Genomic DNA, 21,328 nt, shown 5'->3' on the forward strand with positions numbered 1-21,328 from the left:
CAGCCTCAGCCGTACTTCAGGATCTTGACGGCGGCTTCCAGTCCTTCGGAGGTGCCGACCGCGACCAGCAGGTCGCCACCCGTGAGGGTGAAGTCCGGCGTGGGGGAGGGGTGCACCTGGCCCGCTCGCATGACGGCGACCACCGACACGCTGGTGCGGGTCCGCATCGCCGTGTCACCGAGGGTGCGCCCGTCGAACGGGCCGCTCGCCTTGATCGGCAGCTGCCGGGTGTTGATGCCGGGCAGGTCCCGGTGTTCCTCGTTCAGCTGCGCGACGAGCTGGGGCGCGCCCAGCAGGTTGGCGAGGGTGCCCGCTTCGTCCGCGGTCAGCGGGAGCGCCGCCAGGCAAGCGTCCGGATCGTCGGTTTTCGACACGATCAGCTCGATCTGGCCGTCGCGATGCGTCACCACCCCGATGCGGCGGCCCTGGCGGGTGGGAAAATCCTTCCGCACACCGATTCCGGGCAGCGGAGTCACTTCGACGTTCACTCCGCCACGGTAACCCATCGGGCGTTTCGGGCGGTTCGGGCGCGCGCGGTGATCAACAGAGCCGAATCCCGGGCCCGAGGTTGACGCTAGCTTGCCTAGCGTCGCTAGCACGCGGCTGGGCACGGCCGACTGACTCGCGTGACGGGTAACCAGGCAGAATGGACGCTGATCTGGGAGCGGGACGAGTAGCTGAGGAGTGTTTCGGTGGCGGGAGCCCTAAGTGGTGTGGTCGCGATGGACGGCCCGTCCGGCACCGGGAAGACCACGGTCGCCCGCAAACTGGCCGACCGGCTCAGCGCGGGCTATCTCGACACCGGCGCGATGTATCGCGTGGTCACGCTCGCCGTCCTGCGCGCGGGCGTCGATCCGGCGGACTCCGCCGCGGTCGCCGAGCTCGCCAGCCAAGTCGGCCTTGGCATCGGCACGGTCCCCGGCCAGCCCGAGATCACCCTCGACGGCCAGGACGTCGGTGCCGCCATCCGCGCCGGGGACGTCACGAGCGCTGTGTCCGCCGTCTCCTCGGTGCCCGAGGTGCGCGAACTGCTTGTCGCCGAGCAGCGCCGGATTGTCGGCCGGGTGCTCGGCGAAACCGGTGGCATCGTGGTGGAGGGCCGCGACATCGGCACCGTGGTCGTCCCGGACGCGCCGCTCAAGATCTTCCTGACCGCGGACGCCGCGGTCCGCGCCGCCCGCCGCAGCAGCCAGGACACCGCCGCCGGCCGCAAGTCCAGCGTCGACCAGGCCCGCGAGTCCGTCGAGCGCCGCGACCACCTGGACTCGACCCGCGCCACCTCGCCGCTTCGTGCGGCTGATGATGCTGTGCGGGTCGACACCACGCAGCTGAGCATCGACCAGACCATCGTCGCGCTCTGTGAGCTCGCCAGTCAGCGTGGCATGCTCGCGCCCTGCACCGCCGCCGCCGAGGCTTCGCGGTGACCGCAGAGGGGCTCCCCGAGGGAGCCACCGGCTGGATCCACGAGGTCGGGCGGCTGATCGGCCGGTACACGCTGCGGCCTGCCTTCAAGGTGCGCGTGCACGGCCGCGAGCGCGTGCCCGCCACCGGGGCCGTCGTGGTGATCGCCAACCACAGCTCGATGATCGAACCGCAGCTCATCTTCGGAATGTTGCCGCGCCGGTCGGCGTTCCTGGTCAAGCAGGAGATGTTCCGCGGCCGCTTCACCAGCTGGTTCTTCCCCCAGCTGGGGCAGATCCCGGTCAAGCGCGGCGAGTTCGACCGCAAGCCGCTGCTGACCGCGGTCGACGTGCTCAAGAACGGCGGCGTGGTCGGCATCTTCCCCGAGGGAACCCGGGGCAGCGGCGACGTCGGCAGTGCCGAACGGGGTGCGGCCTGGCTGGTGCGCTCGGCGGGTGCGACCGTGGTACCGGTCGCGACACGCGGGACACTGAAGCCCGAGGACGGCAAGCGGCGCTGGCGGCCACGGGTCGACCTGCTGGTCGGCGAGCCGTTCACCCCGGCGATCGGCCGCGGCAAGACCGGCCTCGAGGAGGGCACCGAGCTGCTGCGCAGCGAACTCGCCGACCTCGTGAAGACTTTGGACGAGTGGCGCGTGGAACATGGGTTCCAGGCGTCGTAAGGCGGTTTCGCGCGCGACCGCGTGTCAGGCCGCTGTAAGTAGAGGAATGAGAAGGAATGACTGAGCCAGACGACGGCGCCGCCGGCGAGATCGACGGCACCTGGAGCGACGAATCGGAGTTCGCCTCCTTCGACGCGCAGATCGAGGCCGGTGAAGCGGCCGAAGAAGCGGCCCTGTCCCAGCCGGTGCTCGCCGTCGTCGGCCGCCCGAACGTGGGCAAGTCCACGCTGGTGAACCGGATCCTCGGCCGCCGCGAGGCCGTGGTGCAGGACGTCCCCGGCGTCACCCGCGACCGCATCGCCTACGACGCGTACTGGAGCGGCCGCCGGTTCACCATGGTCGACACCGGCGGCTGGGAGCCCGGCGCGACCGGGCTGCAGGCCTCCATCACCGCGCAGGCCGAGCTCGCGATGGCCTCGGCCGACGCGATCTTGCTGGTCATCGATGCCTCGGTGGGCGCGACCACGACCGACGAAGCCGTCGCGCGCGTGCTGCGCCGCTCGAAGGTGCCGGTCCTGCTGGCCGCCAACAAGGTGGACGACGACCGCCTGCTCGCCGACACGGCGTCGCTGTGGTCGCTCGGCCTCGGCGAGCCGCACCCGGTCAGCGCGCTGCACGGCCGCAGCTCGGGCGACCTGCTCGACGCGATCATCAAGACGCTGCCCGAGGCCCCGCGCGACGGCGACCGCATCACCGGCGGGCCGCGGCGCGTCGCGCTGGTCGGCAAGCCGAACGTGGGCAAGTCGAGCCTGCTGAACAAGCTCACCGGCGAGCAGCGCTCGGTGGTCGACTCGGTCGCGGGCACCACCGTCGACCCGGTCGACTCCCTGGTCGAGCTGGACGGCGAGACCTGGCGGTTCGTCGACACCGCGGGCCTGCGCAAGCGGGTCAACTCGGCCAACGGCGCCGAGTACTACGCCTCCCTGCGCACCAAGACCGCGATCGACGCGGCCGAGGTCGCGATCGTGCTGCTGGACGCCGGGGAGCCGATGTCCGAGCAGGACCTCCGCGTGCTGACCATGGTCGTCGAGGCCGGGCGCGCGCTGGTGCTGGCGTTCAACAAGTGGGACCTCGTCGACGAGGAACGCCGCTACCAGATGGTCCGCGAGCTCGAACGCGGTCTCGTCCGGGTGCCGTGGGCCGACAAGGTCAACATCTCGGCGCTGACCGGGCGTTCGGTGCGCAAGCTCGCGCCCGCGCTGCGGACCGCGTTGAAGTCGTGGGACCAGCGAGTGCCGACCGGTCAGCTGAACGCCTGGCTGTCGGACCTCATCGCCGCGACGCCGCCGCCGGTGCGCAGCGGCAAGCAGCCGAAGGTGCTGTTCGCGACGCAGGCGGGCATCCGGCCGCCGACGGTCGTGCTGTTCACCACGGGCTTCCTCGAGGCCGGTTACCGCCGGTTCATCGAGCGGAGGTTCCGCGAGACGTTCGGGTTCGAAGGCAGTCCCGTGCGGATCAACGTCCGTATTCGCGAAAAGAAGCCCCGTTCCACGTCGAAGCAGACAAAGCCTTCACGTTCCACCAAGCCCTCGAAGATGAAGTAACCACGATCACGTTCCGTGCCGCAAAGGGGCCTTCCGCGCGTTCCAAGGCGTGGAAGGCCCCGTCAGCAGGTGGTCCTGACCTGGTGATTCGCGACACGAACGCGGGGGGATACCCCAGGCTGCCATTCACCTGGGGTAAGGTAACGAATCTGCAGCGGGCGCCTCATTCGGAGAGCAAGCCCGAGTGACGCTCCACTGAAAGGTTGAGTGATGGGCTTGCGCGCCCGCGCTTTGTACAAGCACGTCCCCTTCTCATGCTCTTTCGAGGTGTCAGCCCGATGACCCTCACCGCGGATCACCGCCCCCTCACCGTCCGGTCCCTGACCGTGGCCGACGTCATCGTCCGGCCGTCAGCGGCCCCCGTCGCCGACCGCGCGCTGTTCTGGTCCGGCCTCGGCGCCACCGAGCGCACCCTGCTCGACATCCTCACCGAGACGGCCGCCACGCACCCCAACGCGGCCGCCCTCGACGACGGCACGGCGACCCTGTCCTACCGCAAGCTCGTCGACGAGATCGACGCCTACGGCCTTCGCCTGCGTGAGCAGGGCATCGGCGTGGGTGACCGCGTCGGCGTCCGGATCTCCTCGGGCACCGCCGAGCTCTACGTCGCGATCCTCGCGGTCCTGTCCGTCGGCGCCGCCTACGTGCCGGTCGACGCGGACGACCCCGAAGAGCGGGCTGAGCTGGTCTTCGGCGAGGCCGAGGTCGCCGCTGTCGTCACCGACGGCGGCACGATCGCCGTCACCGGCACCCCCGGCCGTCGTGAGGGCATGCCCTCGGGCACCGACGACGCCTGGATCATCTTCACCTCCGGCTCGACCGGCAAGCCCAAGGGCGTCGCCGTCACCCACGCTTCCGCCGCCGCGTTCGTCGACGCCGAGGCACAGCTGTTCCTCACCGAGGAGCCGATCGGCCCCGGCGACCGGGTGCTCGCCGGTCTGTCCGTCGCCTTCGACGCCTCCTGCGAAGAGATGTGGCTCGCCTGGCGCTACGGCGCCTGCCTGGTCCCGGCCCCGCGTTCGCTGGTGCGCACCGGTGTCGACCTCGGCCCGTGGCTCGTCGCGCAGGGCATCACCGTCGTTTCCACGGTCCCGACGCTGGCCGCGCTGTGGCCCGCCGACGCGCTCGAAGACGTCCGCCTGCTGATCTTCGGCGGGGAAGCCTGCCCGCCGGAGCTCGCCGAGCGCGTCGCCGTCGAAGGCCGCGAAGTCTGGAACACCTACGGCCCCACCGAGGCCACCGTCGTCGCCTGCGCCGCGCAGATGACCGGCGAGGGTCCCGTCCGCATCGGCCTGCCGCTGGCGGGCTGGCAGCTGGCCGTCGTCAACGAGGCCGGTGACCCCGTCGCGATGGGGGAGACCGGTGAGCTCGTCATCGGCGGTGTCGGCCTCGCGCGCTACCTCGATCCCGAGAAGGACGCCGAGAAGTTCGCGCCGCTGCCCTCGCTGGGCTGGCAGCGCGCCTACCGCAGTGGCGACATGGTCCGCGCCGAGTCCGAGGGGCTGCTGTTCCTCGGCAGGCTCGACGAGCAGGTCAAACTCGGCGGCCGCCGCATCGAGCTCGGCGAGGTCGACGCCGCACTGCAGGCGCTGCCCGGTGTCCAGGGTGCCGCTGCCGCGATTCGCCGCACCAAGGCCGGCAACCAGGTCTTGGTCGGCTACGTCGTCCCCGCCGAAGGTGCCTCGTTCGACCACGACGACGCCGCGACGCTGCTGCGTGAGCAGCTGCCCGCCGCGCTCGTCCCGCTGCTGGCGCTGGTCGAGGACCTGCCCACCCGCACCTCGGGCAAGGTCGACCGCACCGCGCTGCCGTGGCCGCTGTCCACTGTGGACGCCGCGACCTCCGGCATGTCCGCTACCGAGACCTGGCTGGCCGAAGGCTGGGCGGAGATCCTCGGAGTGTCCGTCAAGGACCCGAAGGCCGACTTCTTCAACCACGGCGGTGGCAGCCTGACCGCTGCCCAGCTCATCGCGCGCATCCGCACCCGCCACCCGCAGGTGTCGGTCAACGACATCTACTCGCACCCGAAGCTGGGCGTGCTGGCGTCGATGCTGGACGCGCTGAGCAGCCAGGCGACCGAGCGCCGTGAGATCGCGCCGACGCCGCGCCGCGCCGGAGTGATCCAGAGCCTGCTGACCGTCCCGCTCATGGGCCTGGTCGGCCTGCGCTGGGTCACGCTGGCCGCCGCGCTGTCGAACGTCCTGTCGCTGGTCGGCTTCGCCTGGGCGCCCACGCTCAACTGGGCGTGGATCGTGCTGGCCTGGCTGGCGCTGTTCAGTCCGGCCGGTCGCATCGCCATCGCCGCCGGTGGCGCGCGGCTGCTGCTGCGCGGGCTCCGTCCCGGCAGCTACCCGCGGGGCGGCAACGTCCACCTGCGGCTTTGGACGGCCGAGAAGCTGGCCGAGTTCAGTGGCGCGGACAGTGTCGCGGGCGCGTCCTGGATGACGACGTATGCCAGGGCGCTCGGCGCGAAGATCGGCAAGGACGTCGACCTGCACTCGCCGCCCCCGGTCACCGGGATGCTCAAGCTGGGCCGCGGCGCCGCCATCGAGCCCGAGGTGGACCTGTCCGGCCACTGGGTCGACGGCGACCTCGTGCACATCGGCAAGATCCGCATCGGCGCGGACACCCGGATCGGCGCGCGCAGCACGCTGTTCCCCGGTGCCCGTGTCGGCAAGGGCGCGCAGATCGCGGCCGGTTCGACCGTCCGCGGCGTGGTGCCCCCCGGCCAGCACTGGGCCGGTTCGCCCGCGGCCAAGACGGTCAAGGAGTCGCTGCGGTGGCCCGCGAGCCGCCCGCCGCGTACCCGGTTCTGGTCCTCGGTCTACGGCGCCACCTCGGTCGCACTCGGCCTGCTCCCCGCGGTCGCCGCCCTGCCGGGCGTCGCGATCCTCGGGTCCGCCGTCGCCGGTTCGGCCACCCTCGGTGCCGCGCTCGGCCAGGCTCTCGTGTTCGTGCCGCTGGCCACGCTCGCCTACTTCGGGACCTACGCGCTGCTGGTGCTCGTCGGTGTCCGCGCGCTGAGCGTCGGCATGGTCGAGGGCTACCACCCGATCCACGGCCGGGTGGCGTGGCAGGTCTGGGCGACCGAGCGGCTGATGGGCATGGCCCGCGAAGGCCTGTTCCCGTTGTACGCCAGCCTGTTCACCCCGGTGTGGCTGCGCCTGCTCGGCGCGAAGATCGGCCGCGACGTCGAAGCGTCGACCGTGCTCGCGCTGCCCAAGATGACCCAGGTCGGCGATGGCGCGTTCCTCGCCGACGACACCATGGTCGCGACCTACGAGCTCGGCCACGGCTGGCTGCACGTCGCCCCGGCGCGCATCGGCAAGCAGGCGTTCCTCGGCAACTCGGGCATGACCGCGCCCGGCCGTTCGGTGCCGAAGCGCGGCCTGGTCGGCGTGCTGTCCTCGACGCCGCTGAAGGCCAAGAAGGGCTCCTCGTACCTCGGTATGCCGCCGCTCCCGGTCCGCCGGGCCGTCGGCGACGCCGACACGAGCCGGACGTACACGCCGCCACTGCGGCTCAAGGCCGCCCGTGCGGCCGTCGAGCTGTGCCGGATCATCCCCGTCATATGCGGGGTCGCGCTGCTGGTGCTGGTCGCCGCCGCGCTCACCGCGCTCGCGTCGGTGGCCGGGTTCTGGCTCGCCGCGCTGCTCGCCGGGCCGGTTCTGCTGGTGGCGGGCATCGTCGCCGCGCTCACCGCGTCCGCGATGAAGTGGCTGCTGGTCGGCCGGTTCCGCGAGGTCGACCACCCGCTGTGGAGCTCCTTCGTCTGGCGCAACGAGCTGGCCGACACCTTCGTCGAGACGCTGGCCGTGCCGTGGCTGATCGGCTCGCTCGGCGGCACCCCGCTGCTCGCCGCCTGGCTCCGGACGATGGGCGCGAAGATCGGCCGCGGCGTGTGGCTGGAGACGTACTGGCTGCCCGAGTCGGACCTCGTCGAGCTCGGTGACGGCGCCACGATCAACCGCGGCTGCGTGGTCCAGACGCACCTGTTCCACGACCGGATCATGAGCATGTCGAAGGTCACCCTCGACGAGGGCGCCACGCTGGGCCCGCACGGTATCGTGCTGCCTGGTGCGAGCATCGGCGCGCGCACGACCGTCGGTCCCGGTTCGCTGGTGACCCGCGGCGACGCGGTGCCCGCCGATTCGCGCTGGCTGGGTAACCCGATTTCGACTTGGCGAGGCTGACACTTTTGATTTCGAAGGGCTCCGCGCCCGCACCGGGCGCGGACACCTCCGGTGATTCCTATCTTCCAAGCCATGGCAACGGTGGCTACCGCGTCCGGCACTACGAGCTGGACCTCGACTACAAGATCGGCCCGAACCGGCTGTCCGCTTCGGCGGTGATCACCGTCGAAGCGACGCAGGCGTTGTCACGGCTGAGCCTCGACTTCGCCGACTTCCGGATCAGCCGGGTGCTCGTCGACGGCCAGGCCGCGCAGTTCAGCCGGCGCGCGCACAAGCTGCACGTCAAGCCGGCGAGGTCGGTGCCTGCCGGGACGGTGTTCCGGGTCGAGATCCGCTACGTCGGCAACCCGCACCCGATTTCGGGACTGTGGGGCGACATCGGCTGGGACGAGCTCACCGACGGCGTGCTCGTCGCGAGCCAGCCGGTCGGCGCGCCCTCGTGGTTCCCGTGCAACGACCACCCGGCCGACAAGGCGACCTACCGGGTGACGCTGACGACGTCCTCTCCCTACGACGTCCTGATCACCGGGAACCTGGTCTCGCGCTACACCAGGGCGAGCACCACGACCTGGGTGTACGAGCGCCCGGAGCCGACGCCGACGTACCTGATGAGTGTCCAGATCGGCCAGTACGACGACGTCGAACTCGTCGCGGGCGCCGACGCGGGCTGGGTCAGCCACCCGGAGGCCACGGCGTTCCGGATGAGCCTCGGGTTCGGCGAGGGCGCGCTCGAGTCCGTGGTGGCCACGGTGCCGCAACGGGCCGCGCTGCCGCCGCGGCTGCGCAAGCCGTTCGCCCGGGACTTCGGGCGGCAGGGCCGGATGATGGACGTGCTGCAGCGGCTGTTCGGGCCTTACCCGTTCGGCGAGTACGTGATCGTGGTCGCCGACGACGTCCTCGACGACCCGATCGAGGCGCAGGGCATGTCGATCTTCGGCGCCAACCACGTCGACGGCAGGCGCACCTACGAGCGGCTCGTCGTGCATGAGCTCGCGCACCAGTGGTTCGGCAACAGCCTCACCGTCGCCGATTGGCGCCACATCTGGCTCAACGAGGGCTTCGCGACGTACACCGAATGGCTGTGGTCGGAGGAGTCCGGCGGGCAGTCCGCGCACGAGCTCGCGAAGTACTGGTACGGCAAGGTCGCCGCCAAACCGGCGGACATCGTGGTGGCCGACCCCGGCGTCGCGCGGATGTTCGACGAGGTCGTCTACAAGCGCGGAGCGCTGACGCTGCATGCGCTGCGCGCGGAGATCGGCGACGACGCGTTCTTCACGCTGATCAAGGCCTGGGGCACCGAGCACCGGCACGCGACGGTGACGACGGCACAGTTCGTCGAGCTGGCCGAGCGGTTCGCGGGCCGGTCGTTGTGGGAGTTCTTCGAGGCCTGGCTCGAGCGTTTCGCGCTGCCGCCGTTGCCCCGCACTGTCAGGTGACGACGTAACCGTTGGTGTAGGCGTAGCGGATCGCCTGGGCGCGGTCGCGGCTGCCGGTCTTCGCGTAGATCCGGTTGACGTGGGTCTTCACCGTCGCCTCGCCGACGAACAGGTCGCGCGCGATCTCGCGGTTGGACCGCCCGGCGGCCAGCAGCCGCAGCACCTCGGTTTCGCGCGCGGTCAGCTCGGACGGACCGCCGTCCGGCTCGGCGACGGGCGGGGGAGCCTTGACGGCGGCCGCGACCAGCCGCCGCTGCACCTCGGAGTCCAGCACCGCCTGCCCGGCCGCGGCCGCGTGCACCGCCCGGCCGATCTCCGCCCGGGTGGCGGACTTGGTGAGGTAGCCGAGCGCGCCTGCGTCGAGCGCGCGCAGGATCGAGTCCTCGTCCGCGTAGGTGGTCAGCACGACGACGGTGGTCCCCGGGTGTTCCTCGCGGATCCGCCGGGTCGCGGTCACCCCGTCGCACCGCGGCATGGCGAGGTCCATCAGCACGACGTCCGGGGCCGACTCGGCGACCAGCTCCACCGCGATCAGCCCGTCCGGCGCCTGGCCGACCACGGTGATCCCCGGCAGCGCTTCGATGAGCAGCGCGAGCCCTTCCCGCACCGCGGACTGGTCGTCGGCCACCACCACCCGCACCGCGGGGCCGTCGGTCATGCCGGAATCCGCACGTGGAGGCGCCAGCCGCCGTCGGCGGGGCCCGCTTCGAGCGTGCCGCCCGCCAGCTCCGCCCGCTCCCGGATACCGGTCAGGCCGTAGCCGCGGCGGTTGCCCTCCGGCGTCGCGGGCCGGTCGGGCGCGGAGTTGGTCACGGTCGCGGTCACCTCGTCCTCGTGGTAATCCAGGTCGATCTCGGTGGTCGTGCCGGGAGCGTGCTTGCGGATGTTGGTCAGGCCCTCCTGGATCGCGCGGTACAACGCCAGCCCCGGGCCCGGCGGCAGGTCGCGCTGCTGCCCGTGCACCCGGATGCGTACCGGCCGGTCGTCGTCGCAGGTGTGTCCGGCCAGCAGCGAATCGACGAGACCGGGCAGCTCCACCGCGTCCTCCCGCAGCGTCTGCACGGCCCGGCTGGTCTCGATGAGCCCTTCCCTGGCCAGCCCGCTGGCCCGATCCACGCAGCTCATGATCTTGACGAGCTTCGGGTCGCCGGGCGGCAGGGACTGCAGCATCGCGCCCGCCGCCTCCAGCTGGAGAGACAGCGCCGAGAGCGAATGCGCCTGGATGTCGTGGATCTCGCGCGCGATCCTGGCGCGCTCGCCTAGCGCGGCGGCCCGCCGGTCGGAGTCGGCCGCCCGGCGCGTTTCGGCCAGCAGCGCCTCGGTCTGGATGACCCGGTGCAGGTACTGACGGCGGCCGCTGCCCGAGAGCCAGATGCCGATGATCGCGCCACCGACACCCAGCACCCCCGACCAGGGCTGGCCGTAGGCGTACTCGGCGATCATCATCCCCGCCGAGGCGTAGACGATCAGTGGCAGGGAGGCCCGGATCGACAGGCTGAACCCGGCCGTGAACGCGACCTGGCAGGCGAGCAGGGCCCCGCAGCCGTCGGCGCCCACCGAGGCCAGGACGATCGAGCCGGTGGTGATGGCGGTCATCCCGAGCAAGTACCGGCGCGCTGTGCCGGCGCCCGAGCACGCCAACTCGCCCGCGAGGCACACGGCGACGACGGCGTACACGAGCTGCCAAGGCCGGTCCGAGCCCGGGACGAAGCCGCCGCTGAGCACGGTGCCGATCGCGATGGCGATCACACCCCACTGGACGGCGAGATGCGTCCACCGGCTGGTGAACAGGTCCGTCACGATCACCGGGTCGAGTGTTCCACCCGGTCGCCCTCCGCACATCCACCCACGGATGGACCGCGGGTGGACGCCCGTGTCACGGCGCCTTGATCACCGCGGTGGCCAGCCGGACCACCTCGGCGATGACCTCGTCGAGCGGGATCCGGTTGCCGCCGATCGACCAGTGGTAGACCAGTTCGTTGACCGCGCCGATCAGCGCGACGCAGCCGAGGTGGAAGTCCCGCTCGGGGGCCTCACCCCTGGCGACCGCGCGGGCGGCCTCGGCTTCGAGCAGCGCGACCCAGCGCGCGCGCCAGTCCAGCCGGTGCCGCTCCACCGCGTCGCTGACGCCGATGATCTCCACATAGGACAGCCGGGCCCAGCGCGGGTCCTTGGCCGTGGTGGTGATGTACGCGCGGACCGCGAGTTCGATCCGCGGCGCTAGTACGGCGTCCGCGGCGTCGGCGAACGCGGCGGCCACCGCGCCGACGGCCCGCTCGATGACCTCGTCGTGCAGGGCCACCAACAGTGCTTCACGGCTCGCGAACTCCTCGTAGAAGTTGCGGGTGGACACGGTCGCGGTGGCGCAGAGCTTTTCGATTGAGGTCGCGGCGTAGCCGTCGTTGCCGAACAGCTCGAGGCCGGCGGCGAGCAGCCGCTCCCGTCGTTCCGCCCGGCGATCGGCCGCCGAACGCCCTCCGTACACCCGCGCGGGCAGTTCCCTGGAAGACACGCGTCAACTCTAGGCGTCTTCGGTCTCGTCCTCACTCACTCCATAAACATCGGATGTCTATGCCTCCGTCCAGGTGAAGAGGTTGGCCAAAACCCCACCATATCTGGAAACATGTCTGTCGCCGGTTCTTGATGTCAGCGAAACATAATATGAATCCGGAGGCTGCTCATGGTCGAGCTGTCCAGGAGAGCGATGCTGCGCACCGCTTCGGCCGCGGTGGGAACCGCCGCGCTCGGTGGACTGTGGGCTCAGGCCGCCCCGCCGTCGTCGGCGGCAGGCGACGTTCATCGCGGTGTCGCCGACGACGCCCGGATGGTCTGGACGCGCTTGCCGACCGGCTGGCAGCAGGCCCCGTTCCTGGCCAACGGCTTCCTCGGCGTCCAGGTCTACGCGGGCGCCCGGCCCCAGGTGCTCAAGCTGATGGTGAGCCACTCCCAGGTCCAGGACCAGCGCGGCCAGTGGGAGGCGGGCATCGGGCTGGCCCGGCTGCCGATCGGCTACCTCACGCTCACCTTCGCCGGGGCGATCACCGCCGTCGACTGGGCACTGGACCTCTACAACGCCGAGCTGGCAGGCACGATCACCACCACGCAGGGCTCGATCGCGTTCTCCGCGCTCGTCCACAACGACCTCGGCGTCCTGCTGGTCTCCCTGACCCCGACCGCGGGGGAGGCGGGCGCGGCCTGGGCGTTCCAGCCGCTGGAGTCGGCCACGACCCGCACGATCCGCAAGCCCCCGGAGTATGTCGCCAATCCCGCGCCCACGCTCGCCACCGACGCGGGGATCCAGTACACCGAGCAGCCGCTGCTCGCGGGCGGCGGCTACACCACGGCGTGGCGCGAGAAGACCGTCGGTGCCAGGCGGCTGCTCGCCGCGACCATCGCCTACAGCTTCCCCGAGCCCACGCACACCGCGGACGCGCTCCGCCGGATCAGGCTGGTGCTCGGGGTGAACCCGGACGTCCTGGTGGCGGTCCACCGCCGCTGGTGGAACGCCTACTACCGGCGCAGTCTCGTTTCGGTGCCGGACAAGCTCGTCCAGCGGTTCTACTGGATCCAGCTCTACAAGATCGCCGCCGCCACCCGGGCCGACGGGCCGGTCGTGTCCGAATGGGGCCCCTGGTTCCCCGAGGTCGGCAACAGCTGGACCGCGGTCTGGTGGAACCTCAACGTCCAGGTCACCTACCCGATCGTCAACAGCAGCAACCACCCCGAGCTGGACGCGGTGACCGCGACTTTCCGGCGCGACCACCCAACCTCGAGCTGTCCGTCCCGCCCGCGTACCGCGACGGAGACACCTATGCGCTGTGTGCTCCGGGTGTTCCCCGCGGTGCCGTCGAGCTGGGGCGACATCGCGCTGCAGGACTCCGCACGCAGGGCGCGTTCCTGCTCACCGCGTCCCGGGCGGGCGGGAAGACCCGCTGGATCAAGGTGCACAGCGAGGCAGGCGCGCCGTGCGTGCTGCGGACGGACCTCGACGGCGACCTGGTGGTGCGCGACGCCCGCGGCCGGGCGAAGCGCTGGCAGCGCCTCGCCAACGGCGACCTCCGCATCGAACTCGGCGGGGGAGAGGACGTGTTCGTGTACCGCAAGGGGGACCGGCCGGACATCACGGTGCGCCCGGTCCCGCCGAACGGCGCGTCGCTGCCGTGGGGGATGCCCTGATCAGGGGACGAGCGGCCGTACCTGTTCGGCGACGAAACGCACGAAGCCTTCCGGATCGGGTTCGTCCGCCGTCGGCTGGAGGACCACTGTCCCGGCTCCGGCGTCCACCAGCCTGAGCACGGCCTTCGCCACGGTGTCCGCGTCCCCGGCGACCCCGAGCCCGGCGATGGACTCGTCATGGGAGCGGGCGAGCTCGCCCCGGAGGCGGGCCGCCGCGTCCGGTCCGGTCGCGGTGTGGAGGTAGACGACCAGCTCGTGGTGGTCGGTGCGACCGGCCGTCGCGCGTCCTTCGTCGACGAGCTGCCGGGCTTGGCGCGCCACCTCGGGTGAGGCGGCGGCGTCGAGGATGGTGCCGTCAGCAACTTCGCCGCACAACCGCAGCGAGCGCGGCCCGGTCGCTCCGGCGTACACCGCCGGGGCGACCGGCGGCGGCCAATCGAGGGCGACGTCGTCGAGTTTCACGTAGCGGCCGTCCGTGGTGACGCGCTCGCCGCGCAGCAGCGCCCGCATCGCCACGAGGTGCTCGCGCAGCAGCGTCATGGGCGAGTCGACCCGGGCGCCGACCTGCGCCATCCAGTCCTGGACACCGTGGCCGAAGCCCAGAACGGCCCGTTCGGGGAACAGCCGGTGCAGGGTGGTGGCCTCCATGGCCGTCAGCGCGACGTTGCGCAGAGGCACCGGGAGCAGGCCCACGCCCACGCGCAGCCGGTCCGTCCAGGCCAGCGCGGCGGACGCGGCGGCGATACCGCTTTCGAAGAAGCAGTCCTCCCAGAGCCACAGTTCCTCCAGTCCCGCGTCCTCGGCCGCGCGGGCCACGTCACGAAGTCGTTCGGGAGCGAGCTGGGGGCGGAACACCGCGCCGAGTGTGGTCATGTGTTCAGTTGTAACGGTCGTAACCCGGGGGAACAACTGCTTTAGGCGCGGCGATCCTGGCTGCTGGGCGCGGAATAGGCCACAGTGGCAGCGAACCACCAGCGGCGCGCCCTTTTCGCGTCCAGAGCATTGCCCCTGAAGGCCACCATGACGGCGTTAAACGCCGTCATGGTGGCCTTCAGGGATAATCAGCGCGGGGTGAGCGTGGGGGTCAGAGTGGGTTGAATTCGCCAAGGGGGGCTGTGCAGAAGCCGCCGCCGAGGTGCTCTCCGGCGATGCCCGCCGGGGTCGGCATGGCAGCTACCTGCTCGGCGTAGGTCTCGGCGTTGTCGAGGGATTTGTAGCCCAGTGCCTCGGCTTCGGTCAGTGAGTAGACGCGGCGGGTGTTGTCGGAGACGCCCCAGATCAGGCGGTAGCCCGGGGAGGGGCAGCTCAGGCAGGCTTCGAACAGCCGGGCGGCGTCGTCCGGGGAGAGCCAGGTGGTCAGGCCGCGGGGGCCCAGCTGGATCGGGGTCTCGAAGCAGGATCCGATGCGGACGACGATGACGTCCATGCCGAAGCGTGAGTGGTAGAGGCTGCCCAGCGCCTCGATCGCCGCTTTGCTGACGCCGTAATAGGTGTCGGGGCGGGGGGTGGAGTCCGCGGGGACGCCGTTCTCGCCGCCTTCGTCGTTGCGCCGGAAGCCCACCGAGTGGTTGCTGGACGCCAAGATGACCCGGGGGACACCGGCCGTGCGGGCGGCTTCCAGGACCGTGTGGGTGCCGTTGACGTTGACGTCTAGGGTGGCCTCCCAGGAGTTCTCCCGGCTGTGGCCGCCCAGGTGGATGAGCGCGTCCGCGCCCGCGCAGGCTTCGGCCATCGCGGCGGAGTCGGTGACCGACGCGGTGACCAGCTCGACGTTCTCGCCGGGCTCGGCGGCCGACTGCGGGGCGAGGTCGAGCAGGCGCAGCACCCGGTCCGGGCGGCGGAGCCGGGAGCGCATCAGGTTGCCGACGATGCCGGCCGAGCCGGTGATCAGGACGCGCTGTACTGCCATGGAACGAATCCCCGTTCTGGGAGGGTAGGGAGGGAGCGGGAAACAGTTAGCGGATCCCGGCCCGGCGCAGGCGCTGGCCGAGTTCGGCGGTGGTCTGGGCGAGCAGTTCGCCGACGTGCTGGGCCTCGGCGTCGGTCACCTGGTCGATGGGCATCGAGCAGCTCATCGCGTCGGTGCCGGGGATCCGGTACGGGATCACCGCCGCGACGCAGCGGACGCCGAGGGTGCCTTCCTCGATCTCGGAGGCGAACCCGCGCTCGCGGGTCGCGGCGCACTCGGCGTGCAGCGCCTCCAGGGTGGTGATGGTTCTCGGCGTCAGTGGCGACAGCGTGTGCGGCAGCAGCGCGTCGATCTCGTCGTGGGTGAGTTCGGCGAGCAGCGCCTTGCCCAGCGCGGTGGCGTGGGTGGGCAGCGTGCGGCCGACGCGGGAGACCAGGTGGGTGGACCGCATCGACTCGCGGGTCTCCAGGTAGACCACCTCGGTGCCGTTGCGCCGGGCGAAGTGGGCGGTGAAGCCGGTCTTCTCGCGGATCAGTTCGAGCGCCTCGGTCGCGTAGGGCACGATCGCGTCGCGGTCCAGATACGCCGTGCCGCAGATCAGCGCGCGGACGCCGAGGCGGTAGCGGGCGGTGTTCGCGTCCGCCTCCAGCCAGCCAGCCTCCAGCAGCGTGCGTAGCAGTCCGTGCAGGCTGGACCTGGGGAAACCGGTCCGCGCGTGCAGATCCGACAGGGACAGCCAGACGTCGTTGGCGGCGAAGGTCTCGATGAGATCGATCGCGCGCCGCGCCGACTTCACGCCCGCCTGTTCCGTGCTGCCGGCACCGTTCGCGCCCGCGGCCGGCATATCCACCTTCTGTGGCATGTCGCGCTCCTCCAACCGGCCGTTGACTTGTGACTCCGGCCATATTAGCGTCCCGAACAACGTTCTTATGGATGAACATAATCACTATAACAGACTTCGTTCACAGATGTGAACAGTGGAAGGGGTCAACGGTGTACGTGATCGACGGGACAATGGGTCGCAAGCGCGGCTCCTGAGCAGCGGACTCCGCCGGGTCCCGAAACCACAAGAACGAAAGAGCTGAAAATTGATGGCACTGCCCAAGATCGAGCTGGACGGCCTGCTGGCGTTCCCGCTCACCCCCTTCACCGAGGACCTGGAACTCAACCTCGACGCGTTCGCGGAGAACGTCGAGAGCCACGTGGCGGCCGGCGCCGGCGCGCTGTTCGTCGCCTGCGGCACGGGTGAGTTCAGCGCGCTCGCGGCCGGTGAACACGCGGCGATCCTCGCCAGGGCCCGCGAGGTCACGGCCGGGCGGGTGCCGGTCTGGGTGGGCGCTGGGGGTGGCGCGGCGACCGCGCGGGCCGGGATCGCGGCGGCGCAGGAGGGTGGCGCGGACGGTGTCCTCCTGCTGCCGCCCTATCTCGTGTCCGGGCCGCCCGCCGGGCTGGTCGACCACGTCCGTTTCGCCATCGGCGAGTCCACGATCCCGGTGATCGTCTACCACCGTTCGCCCGGCGTGTTCACCCCCGCGTCGGCCGCGACGCTGCTGGACATCCCGTCGGTGGTCGGCCTCAAGGATGGCTTCGGCGACATCGAGCTGATGACCCGCATCGTCACCACGATCCGCTCGATCGACTCCGACCGCGCACGCGAGTTCCTGTTCTTCAACGGCCTCCCGACGGCCGAGGTGTCGGCGAAGGCGTACGCCTCGATCGGCGTGGCGCGCTACTCCTCCGCCGTGCACTGCTTCGCCCCCGAGATCGCACACCGGTTCCACCGGGCGCTGGCCGAGGGCGACGTCGCGGTCATGGACGCGCTGCTCGCCGGGTTCTACCTGCCGCTGGTGGCCTTGCGCGACGAGACGCCGGGCTTCGCGGTGTCGCTGGTGAAGTCCGCGGCGCGGCTGCGCGGCGACAAGGTCGGTTCGGTCCGCCCGCCGCTCGTCGAGCCGACGCCCGAGCAGATCGACCGGCTCGGCCAGATCGTCGAGCAGGGCTTCACCGTGCTCAAGAGCATCGAGGCCGTCTGATGAAGATCCTGGACGTGGTGCTGACGCCGGTGGCGTTCGCGGATCCGCCGCTGCTCAACGCGATGGGCGTGCACGAGCCGTTCGCACTGCGCGGCATCGTGCAGCTGAAGTGCGAGGACGGCGTCGTCGGTCTCGGCGAGTCCTACGGCGACCTCGCGTTCCTCGACCAGGTACGCAAAGTACTGCCGGAGCTGGCCGGGCACGACGTGTTCGACCTGCCAGGACTGCGCCGCAAGGTGGCCACCACGCTCGGCGAGGTCGTCTTCGCCGACGCCCACGGGCTGACCGGCGGCTTCTCCGTCAGCAAGACCGTCGCCAGCGTCTACGCGCTGTTCGAGGTCGCCGCGCTGGACGCGCAGGGCCACTGTCTCGGCCGCCCGGTGGTGGATCTGCTGGGCGGCAAGGCCCGTGACGCCGTCGACTTCTCCGCGTATCTGTTCTACAAGTACGGCGCGCACGTCGGTGCCGGGGAAGACTCCTGGGGCGAGGTCACCACGCCGGACGCGCTGGTCGGCGCGGCCAAGCGGATGATCGACGAATACGGCTTCGGCTCGATCAAGCTCAAGGGCGGCGTGTTCGCGCCGGACCAGGAGATCGAGGGCGTCCGCGCGCTCGCCGAAGCCTTCCCGGACCACCCGCTGCGCATCGACCCGAACGCCGCGTGGACCCCGGAAACCGGGATCCGCGTCGCCGAGGAGCTCGAAGGCGTCCTGGAGTACCTCGAGGACCCGACGCCCGGCATCGAGGGCATGGCGAAGGTCGCCGAGCGGGCGAACATGCCGCTGGCGACCAACATGTGCGTCGTCCGGTTCGCCGACGTCGCCCCGGCGTTCCGCGCGAACGCCGTCGGCGTCGTGCTGTCCGACCACCACTTCTGGGGCGGCCTGCGCGACACCCAGGCGCTTTCGGTCACCTGCGAGGCGTTCGGCGTCGGGCTGTCGATGCACTCCAACAGCCACCTCGGGATCAGCCTCGCCGCGATGGTGCACGTCGCCGCCGCGACTCCGCACCTGTCCTACGCCTGCGACACGCACTGGCCGTGGAAGACCGCCGACGTCATCGCGCCGGGCGCGCTGGAGTTCCGCGGTGGCGCCGTCGCGGTGCCGGACAAGCCTGGCCTCGGCGTCGAGCTCGACCCGGACGCGCTGGCGAAGGCGCACGAGGATTATGTCCGATGTGGACAGACGAAACGGGACGACGTGACCTACATGCGGCGCTACGTCGGCGATTTCGAACCCAACACGGCAAGGTGGTGACGCGATGAAGGTGGTCGGATACGCCTACCCGTGGGACGTCCTCGCCCCCGGTTTCGCCGAGCGGGCCGGCGGACTCGGCGTCGACGAGGTCGCCGTCGCCGTGTCGTACCACAGCGCCCGCGCGGCGACGCCCTGGTCGCCCGACGGCACCTCGGTCGTCGCCCGGCACGCGGCGCTGTACCGGCCCGTGCGGGCGGAGGTCTGGCACAAGCTCGTCCCGGCCGAGCCGGAGTGGGTCGACGGCCGCGACAGCGCGGGCGACGCGGTCCGGCTGCTGAACGCCGCCGGGATCCCCGCCGCCGCCTGGCTGGTGCTCACGCACAGTTCCTTGCTAGGCACGGATTTCCCCTACCTCGCGGTGACCAACTGCTTCGACGAGAGCTACCCCTGGGCGCTGTGCCCGGCCCAGCCCGCCGTGCGGGACTACGCGGCCACGCTGACCGCGGAGTGCGTCAGCGGGCTCGAGTTCTCGTCGGTGATCCTGGAGGCCTGCGGCCCGCTCGGCGCGGTCCACCAGCACCAGCACGAGAAGACCGACGGCGTGTGGGCGCCCGCGGTGGCTCGCCTGCTGTCGGTCTGCTGCTGTGACGCCTGCGCCGCGGGCTGGAGCGAAGCCGGTCTCGACGCGGAAACCGTGCGGGGCGAGCTGCGGGCCGAGGTGCGCAGGCTGCTCGGCACCGGTGACCTCGCCGTCACCGAGGACGAGCTGCCGCGGTCGCTGCGCGAGATCCTCCTGGCGACCCGGCAACGGGCCACCGACGCCCTGCGCGCGGCCGTGCTCGCCCAGCTCACGCCGGGCGCCAGGATCGTGCTGCACGGCGCGCTCGACCCCTGGGTCACCGGCGCGCTGCCGGGCCTGACCCCGGCCGCGCCGGACGACGTCGACGCCGTGGTGCTGCAGAACTGGGCACCAGGGCAGGCCAGTGTGGACGCTGTAGCCGCGGCCAGGGCGCAGCTGCCCGAGCGGGTGGCGGTCGGCAGCTACATCACCGCGGTGGCCGCGAACCCCGTGCCCGACATCGAGGCCTACGTCGCGGAGCTCGGCAAAGCCGGGGCCGCCGAGCTGCACCTCTACCACCTCGGCCTGGCCGGGCCCGCCCGCTGGCCGGACCTGCACGCAGCCTCGGACGGCGCACATAGTGTGGTCCAGGGCGGATAGTCCCAGTACTTTTCAAGGAGACAGTCAGACATGAGCACCGAAACCGACTCGGCCACCCTCGACCAGGTCCTGACCGCCGCGGCGGCCGCGGCCGGGCCCGCGGCGGCGACCACGCCCGCCGAGAGGGCAGGTTGGCTGGCGGCGGTGGCCGACGCGCTCGACGCGGCCGCGGACGAGCTGATCCCGCTCGCGGTCGAGGAGACCCACCTGCCCGCCGCGCCGCGGCTCAAGGGCGAGCTGGCCAGGACCACGTTCCAGCTGCGCCTGTTCGGCGAGGTCCTGCGCGACGGCGAGTTCCTCGGCGCGACCGTCGACCACGCCGACCAGAACTGGCCGATGGGCCCCCGCCCGGACATCCGCCGGGTGCTGGTGCCGATCGGCCCGACGCTGGTGTTCGCCGCCAGCAACTTCCCGTTCGCGTTCAGCGTCGCGGGCGGCGACACGGCGTCCGCGCTGGCCGCGGGCTGCCCGGTCGTGCTCAAGGCGCACCCCGGTCACGAGGGCCTCTCCACCCGGACCGGCGAGATCGTGCGTGACGCGCTCCTCGCCGCCGGTGCCCCGGACGGCTTCTTCGCCGTCATCCACGGCATCGACGCCGGTGTCCAGGCACTGAAGGACCCGCGCGTCGCCGCCGCCGCGTTCACCGGCTCGGTCCCCGGTGGCCGGGCGCTGTTCGACATCGCGGTGTCGCGCCCGAACCCGATCCCGTTCTACGGCGAGCTCGGCAGCGTCAACCCCGTGGTCGTCACGCCGGGTGCGCTCGCCGCGCGCGGCGAGGCGATCGCCAAGGCCTACGCGGGCTCGTTCAGCCTCGGCGCCGGGCAGTTCTGCACCAAGCCGGGCCTGCTGTTCCTGCCCGAGGGCCACGGCCTCGAGGACACCCTGCGCGAGGCGGTGACCGGCGTGGCCGGTCAGCCGATGCTCAACGAGAAGATCGCCGCGGGCTTCACCCGGCGGCTGTCCGAGCTGTCGGCGGCCCCGGGCGTCGAGGTGCTGGCCGACGGCAAGCCGGACGGGCCGGTGTTCACGCCGACCCTGCTGGCCACCACGGCGAAGGATTTCGCGCAGAGCGACGAGAAGGTGCGCGAGGAGTGCTTCGGCCCCGCGTCGCTGGTAGTCACCTACACCGACCAAGCCGAGCTCGTCGACGTCCTTGAGGGACTCGAGCCCGGCCTGACCGCCACCGTGCAGGGCGAGGAGGACGAGACCGAACTGGTCCGCAACCTGCTGCCGTCGCTGGCCAAGCTGGCCGGACGGCTGCTGTGGAACGACTGGCCGACCGGGGTGACGGTCAGCTGGGCCCAGCAGCACGGCGGCCCGTACCCGGCCACCACCGCCCCGGCGACCACCTCGGTCGGCACCTCGGCGATCGAGCGCTTCCTGCGCCCGGTGGCGTGGCAGGGCTTCCCCGACGCGCTGCTGCCCGAGCCGCTGCGCGAGAACAACCCGTGGCAGATGCCGCGGCGCACCGACGGAACCCGCTCGGACGCGTGGGTGGTCCGGCCGGGTGCTCACCGGCCGGAACGCTCCCGAACCCTT

Annotated in this window: 16 protein-coding genes and 1 pseudogene; 10 read left to right on the top strand and 7 right to left on the bottom strand. The window is 71.4% G+C overall.

Annotated features, from left to right (window positions below):
• Positions 1–5: 5 nt before the first annotated feature.
• Entirely contained in the window at positions 6–488 is a 483-nt protein-coding gene (locus QMK34_RS25805) for a cation:proton antiporter regulatory subunit (RefSeq protein WP_326416957.1), read from the bottom strand.
• A 225-nt stretch (positions 489–713) separates the two neighbouring features.
• On the opposite strand from QMK34_RS25805, the gene cmk reads away from it, so the two are divergent.
• From cmk to QMK34_RS25830, 5 genes are all read left to right on the top strand, one after another.
• Positions 714–1,424, top strand: a complete 711-nt coding sequence (gene cmk / locus QMK34_RS25810; RefSeq protein ID WP_326416980.1) for a (d)CMP kinase — start codon at positions 714–716, stop codon at positions 1,422–1,424.
• Positions 1,421–2,083 carry a lysophospholipid acyltransferase family protein gene (locus tag QMK34_RS25815; protein WP_326416958.1) on the top strand — a complete coding sequence of 221 codons (663 nt, stop codon included), beginning with the start codon at positions 1,421–1,423 and terminating at the stop codon, positions 2,081–2,083. Before cmk ends, QMK34_RS25815 begins: the two co-directional genes overlap by 4 nt.
• Positions 2,084–2,139: 56 nt before the next feature.
• Positions 2,140–3,627 carry a ribosome biogenesis GTPase Der gene (gene der / locus QMK34_RS25820; protein ID WP_326416959.1) on the top strand — a complete coding sequence of 496 codons (1,488 nt, stop codon included), beginning with the start codon at positions 2,140–2,142 and terminating at the stop codon, positions 3,625–3,627.
• 278 nt (positions 3,628–3,905) lie between these two features.
• Positions 3,906–7,820 carry a Pls/PosA family non-ribosomal peptide synthetase gene (locus QMK34_RS25825; protein WP_326416961.1) on the top strand — a complete coding sequence of 1,305 codons (3,915 nt, stop codon included), beginning with the start codon at positions 3,906–3,908 and terminating at the stop codon, positions 7,818–7,820.
• 5 nt (positions 7,821–7,825) lie between these two features.
• Positions 7,826–9,256, top strand: a complete 1,431-nt coding sequence (locus tag QMK34_RS25830; protein WP_326416962.1) for a M1 family metallopeptidase — start codon at positions 7,826–7,828, stop codon at positions 9,254–9,256.
• Here QMK34_RS25830 and QMK34_RS25835 read toward each other — a convergent pair.
• The 3 genes from QMK34_RS25835 to QMK34_RS25845 all read right to left on the bottom strand — a co-directional run bounded on the left by QMK34_RS25835 (position 9,249) and on the right by QMK34_RS25845 (position 11,768).
• Positions 9,249–9,914 carry a response regulator transcription factor gene (locus QMK34_RS25835; protein ID WP_326416963.1) on the bottom strand — a complete coding sequence of 222 codons (666 nt, stop codon included), beginning with the start codon at positions 9,912–9,914 and terminating at the stop codon, positions 9,249–9,251. The two genes, QMK34_RS25830 and QMK34_RS25835, sit on opposite strands and share 8 nt — an antisense overlap.
• Complete coding sequence (locus QMK34_RS25840; protein WP_326416964.1) at positions 9,911–11,062, bottom strand: sensor histidine kinase; 1,152 nt, start codon at positions 11,060–11,062, stop codon at positions 9,911–9,913. Before QMK34_RS25840 ends, QMK34_RS25835 begins: the two co-directional genes overlap by 4 nt.
• 70 nt (positions 11,063–11,132) lie before the next feature.
• Positions 11,133–11,768, bottom strand: coding sequence for a TetR/AcrR family transcriptional regulator (locus tag QMK34_RS25845; RefSeq protein WP_326416965.1), 636 nt, complete (start codon positions 11,766–11,768; stop codon positions 11,133–11,135).
• A 168-nt stretch (positions 11,769–11,936) separates the two neighbouring features.
• On the opposite strand from QMK34_RS25845, the pseudogene QMK34_RS25850 reads away from it, so the two are divergent.
• Positions 11,937–13,135: pseudogene (locus QMK34_RS25850) on the top strand (glycosyl hydrolase family 95 catalytic domain-containing protein); the annotation flags it as partial.
• A gap of 297 nt (positions 13,136–13,432) precedes the next feature.
• Here QMK34_RS25850 and QMK34_RS25855 read toward each other — a convergent pair.
• The 3 genes from QMK34_RS25855 to QMK34_RS25865 form a co-directional block, all read right to left on the bottom strand.
• Positions 13,433–14,305, bottom strand: coding sequence for an LLM class flavin-dependent oxidoreductase (locus QMK34_RS25855; protein WP_326416967.1), 873 nt, complete (start codon positions 14,303–14,305; stop codon positions 13,433–13,435).
• A gap of 211 nt (positions 14,306–14,516) precedes the next feature.
• The gene (locus tag QMK34_RS25860) at positions 14,517–15,341 is read right to left on the bottom strand and encodes an NAD-dependent epimerase/dehydratase family protein (RefSeq protein ID WP_326416969.1); all 825 of its coding nucleotides are present in this window, start codon (positions 15,339–15,341) and stop codon (positions 14,517–14,519) included.
• Positions 15,342–15,387: 46 nt separating this feature from the next.
• Positions 15,388–16,203, bottom strand: coding sequence for an IclR family transcriptional regulator (locus QMK34_RS25865; protein WP_326416970.1), 816 nt, complete (start codon positions 16,201–16,203; stop codon positions 15,388–15,390).
• A gap of 229 nt (positions 16,204–16,432) precedes the next feature.
• Between QMK34_RS25865 and QMK34_RS25870 the strand changes: the two genes are divergently transcribed.
• From QMK34_RS25870 to QMK34_RS25885, 4 genes are all read left to right on the top strand, one after another.
• Positions 16,433–17,374, top strand: a complete 942-nt coding sequence (locus tag QMK34_RS25870) for a 5-dehydro-4-deoxyglucarate dehydratase (protein ID WP_326416971.1) — start codon at positions 16,433–16,435, stop codon at positions 17,372–17,374.
• Positions 17,374–18,630, top strand: coding sequence for a glucarate dehydratase family protein (locus tag QMK34_RS25875; RefSeq protein WP_326416972.1), 1,257 nt, complete (start codon positions 17,374–17,376; stop codon positions 18,628–18,630). The genes QMK34_RS25870 and QMK34_RS25875 overlap by 1 nt, the downstream gene beginning before the upstream one ends.
• 4 nt (positions 18,631–18,634) lie before the next feature.
• On the top strand, positions 18,635–19,789 hold the full coding sequence (locus QMK34_RS25880; protein WP_326416974.1) for a hypothetical protein: 1,155 nt from the start codon (positions 18,635–18,637) through the stop codon (positions 19,787–19,789).
• Between the two features lie 30 nt (positions 19,790–19,819).
• Positions 19,820–21,328 (top strand): aldehyde dehydrogenase (NADP(+)) (locus QMK34_RS25885; protein ID WP_326416976.1); only part of this gene is annotated, 1,509 nt, incomplete at its 3' end.

Origin of the sequence: Amycolatopsis sp. H20-H5 (assembly GCF_035828755.1) — a bacterium.
GTDB lineage: Bacteria > Actinomycetota > Actinomycetes > Mycobacteriales > Pseudonocardiaceae > Amycolatopsis.

Excerpts from the sequence above, each read along its gene's own strand:
- QMK34_RS25835 (WP_326416963.1), bottom strand. The coding sequence starts at position 9,914 with ATGACCGACGGCCCCGCGGTGCGGGTGGTGGTGGCCGACGACCAGTCC.
- QMK34_RS25875 (WP_326416972.1), top strand. The coding sequence starts at position 17,374 with ATGAAGATCCTGGACGTGGTGCTGACGCCGGTGGCGTTCGCGGATCCG.
- QMK34_RS25825 (WP_326416961.1), top strand. The coding sequence starts at position 3,906 with ATGACCCTCACCGCGGATCACCGCCCCCTCACCGTCCGGTCCCTGACC.
- QMK34_RS25865 (WP_326416970.1), bottom strand. The coding sequence starts at position 16,203 with ATGCCACAGAAGGTGGATATGCCGGCCGCGGGCGCGAACGGTGCCGGC.
- QMK34_RS25855 (WP_326416967.1), bottom strand. The coding sequence starts at position 14,305 with ATGACCACACTCGGCGCGGTGTTCCGCCCCCAGCTCGCTCCCGAACGA.
- QMK34_RS25860 (WP_326416969.1), bottom strand. The coding sequence starts at position 15,341 with ATGGCAGTACAGCGCGTCCTGATCACCGGCTCGGCCGGCATCGTCGGC.
- der (WP_326416959.1), top strand. The coding sequence starts at position 2,140 with ATGACTGAGCCAGACGACGGCGCCGCCGGCGAGATCGACGGCACCTGG.
- QMK34_RS25870 (WP_326416971.1), top strand. The coding sequence starts at position 16,433 with ATGGCACTGCCCAAGATCGAGCTGGACGGCCTGCTGGCGTTCCCGCTC.
- QMK34_RS25880 (WP_326416974.1), top strand. The coding sequence starts at position 18,635 with ATGAAGGTGGTCGGATACGCCTACCCGTGGGACGTCCTCGCCCCCGGT.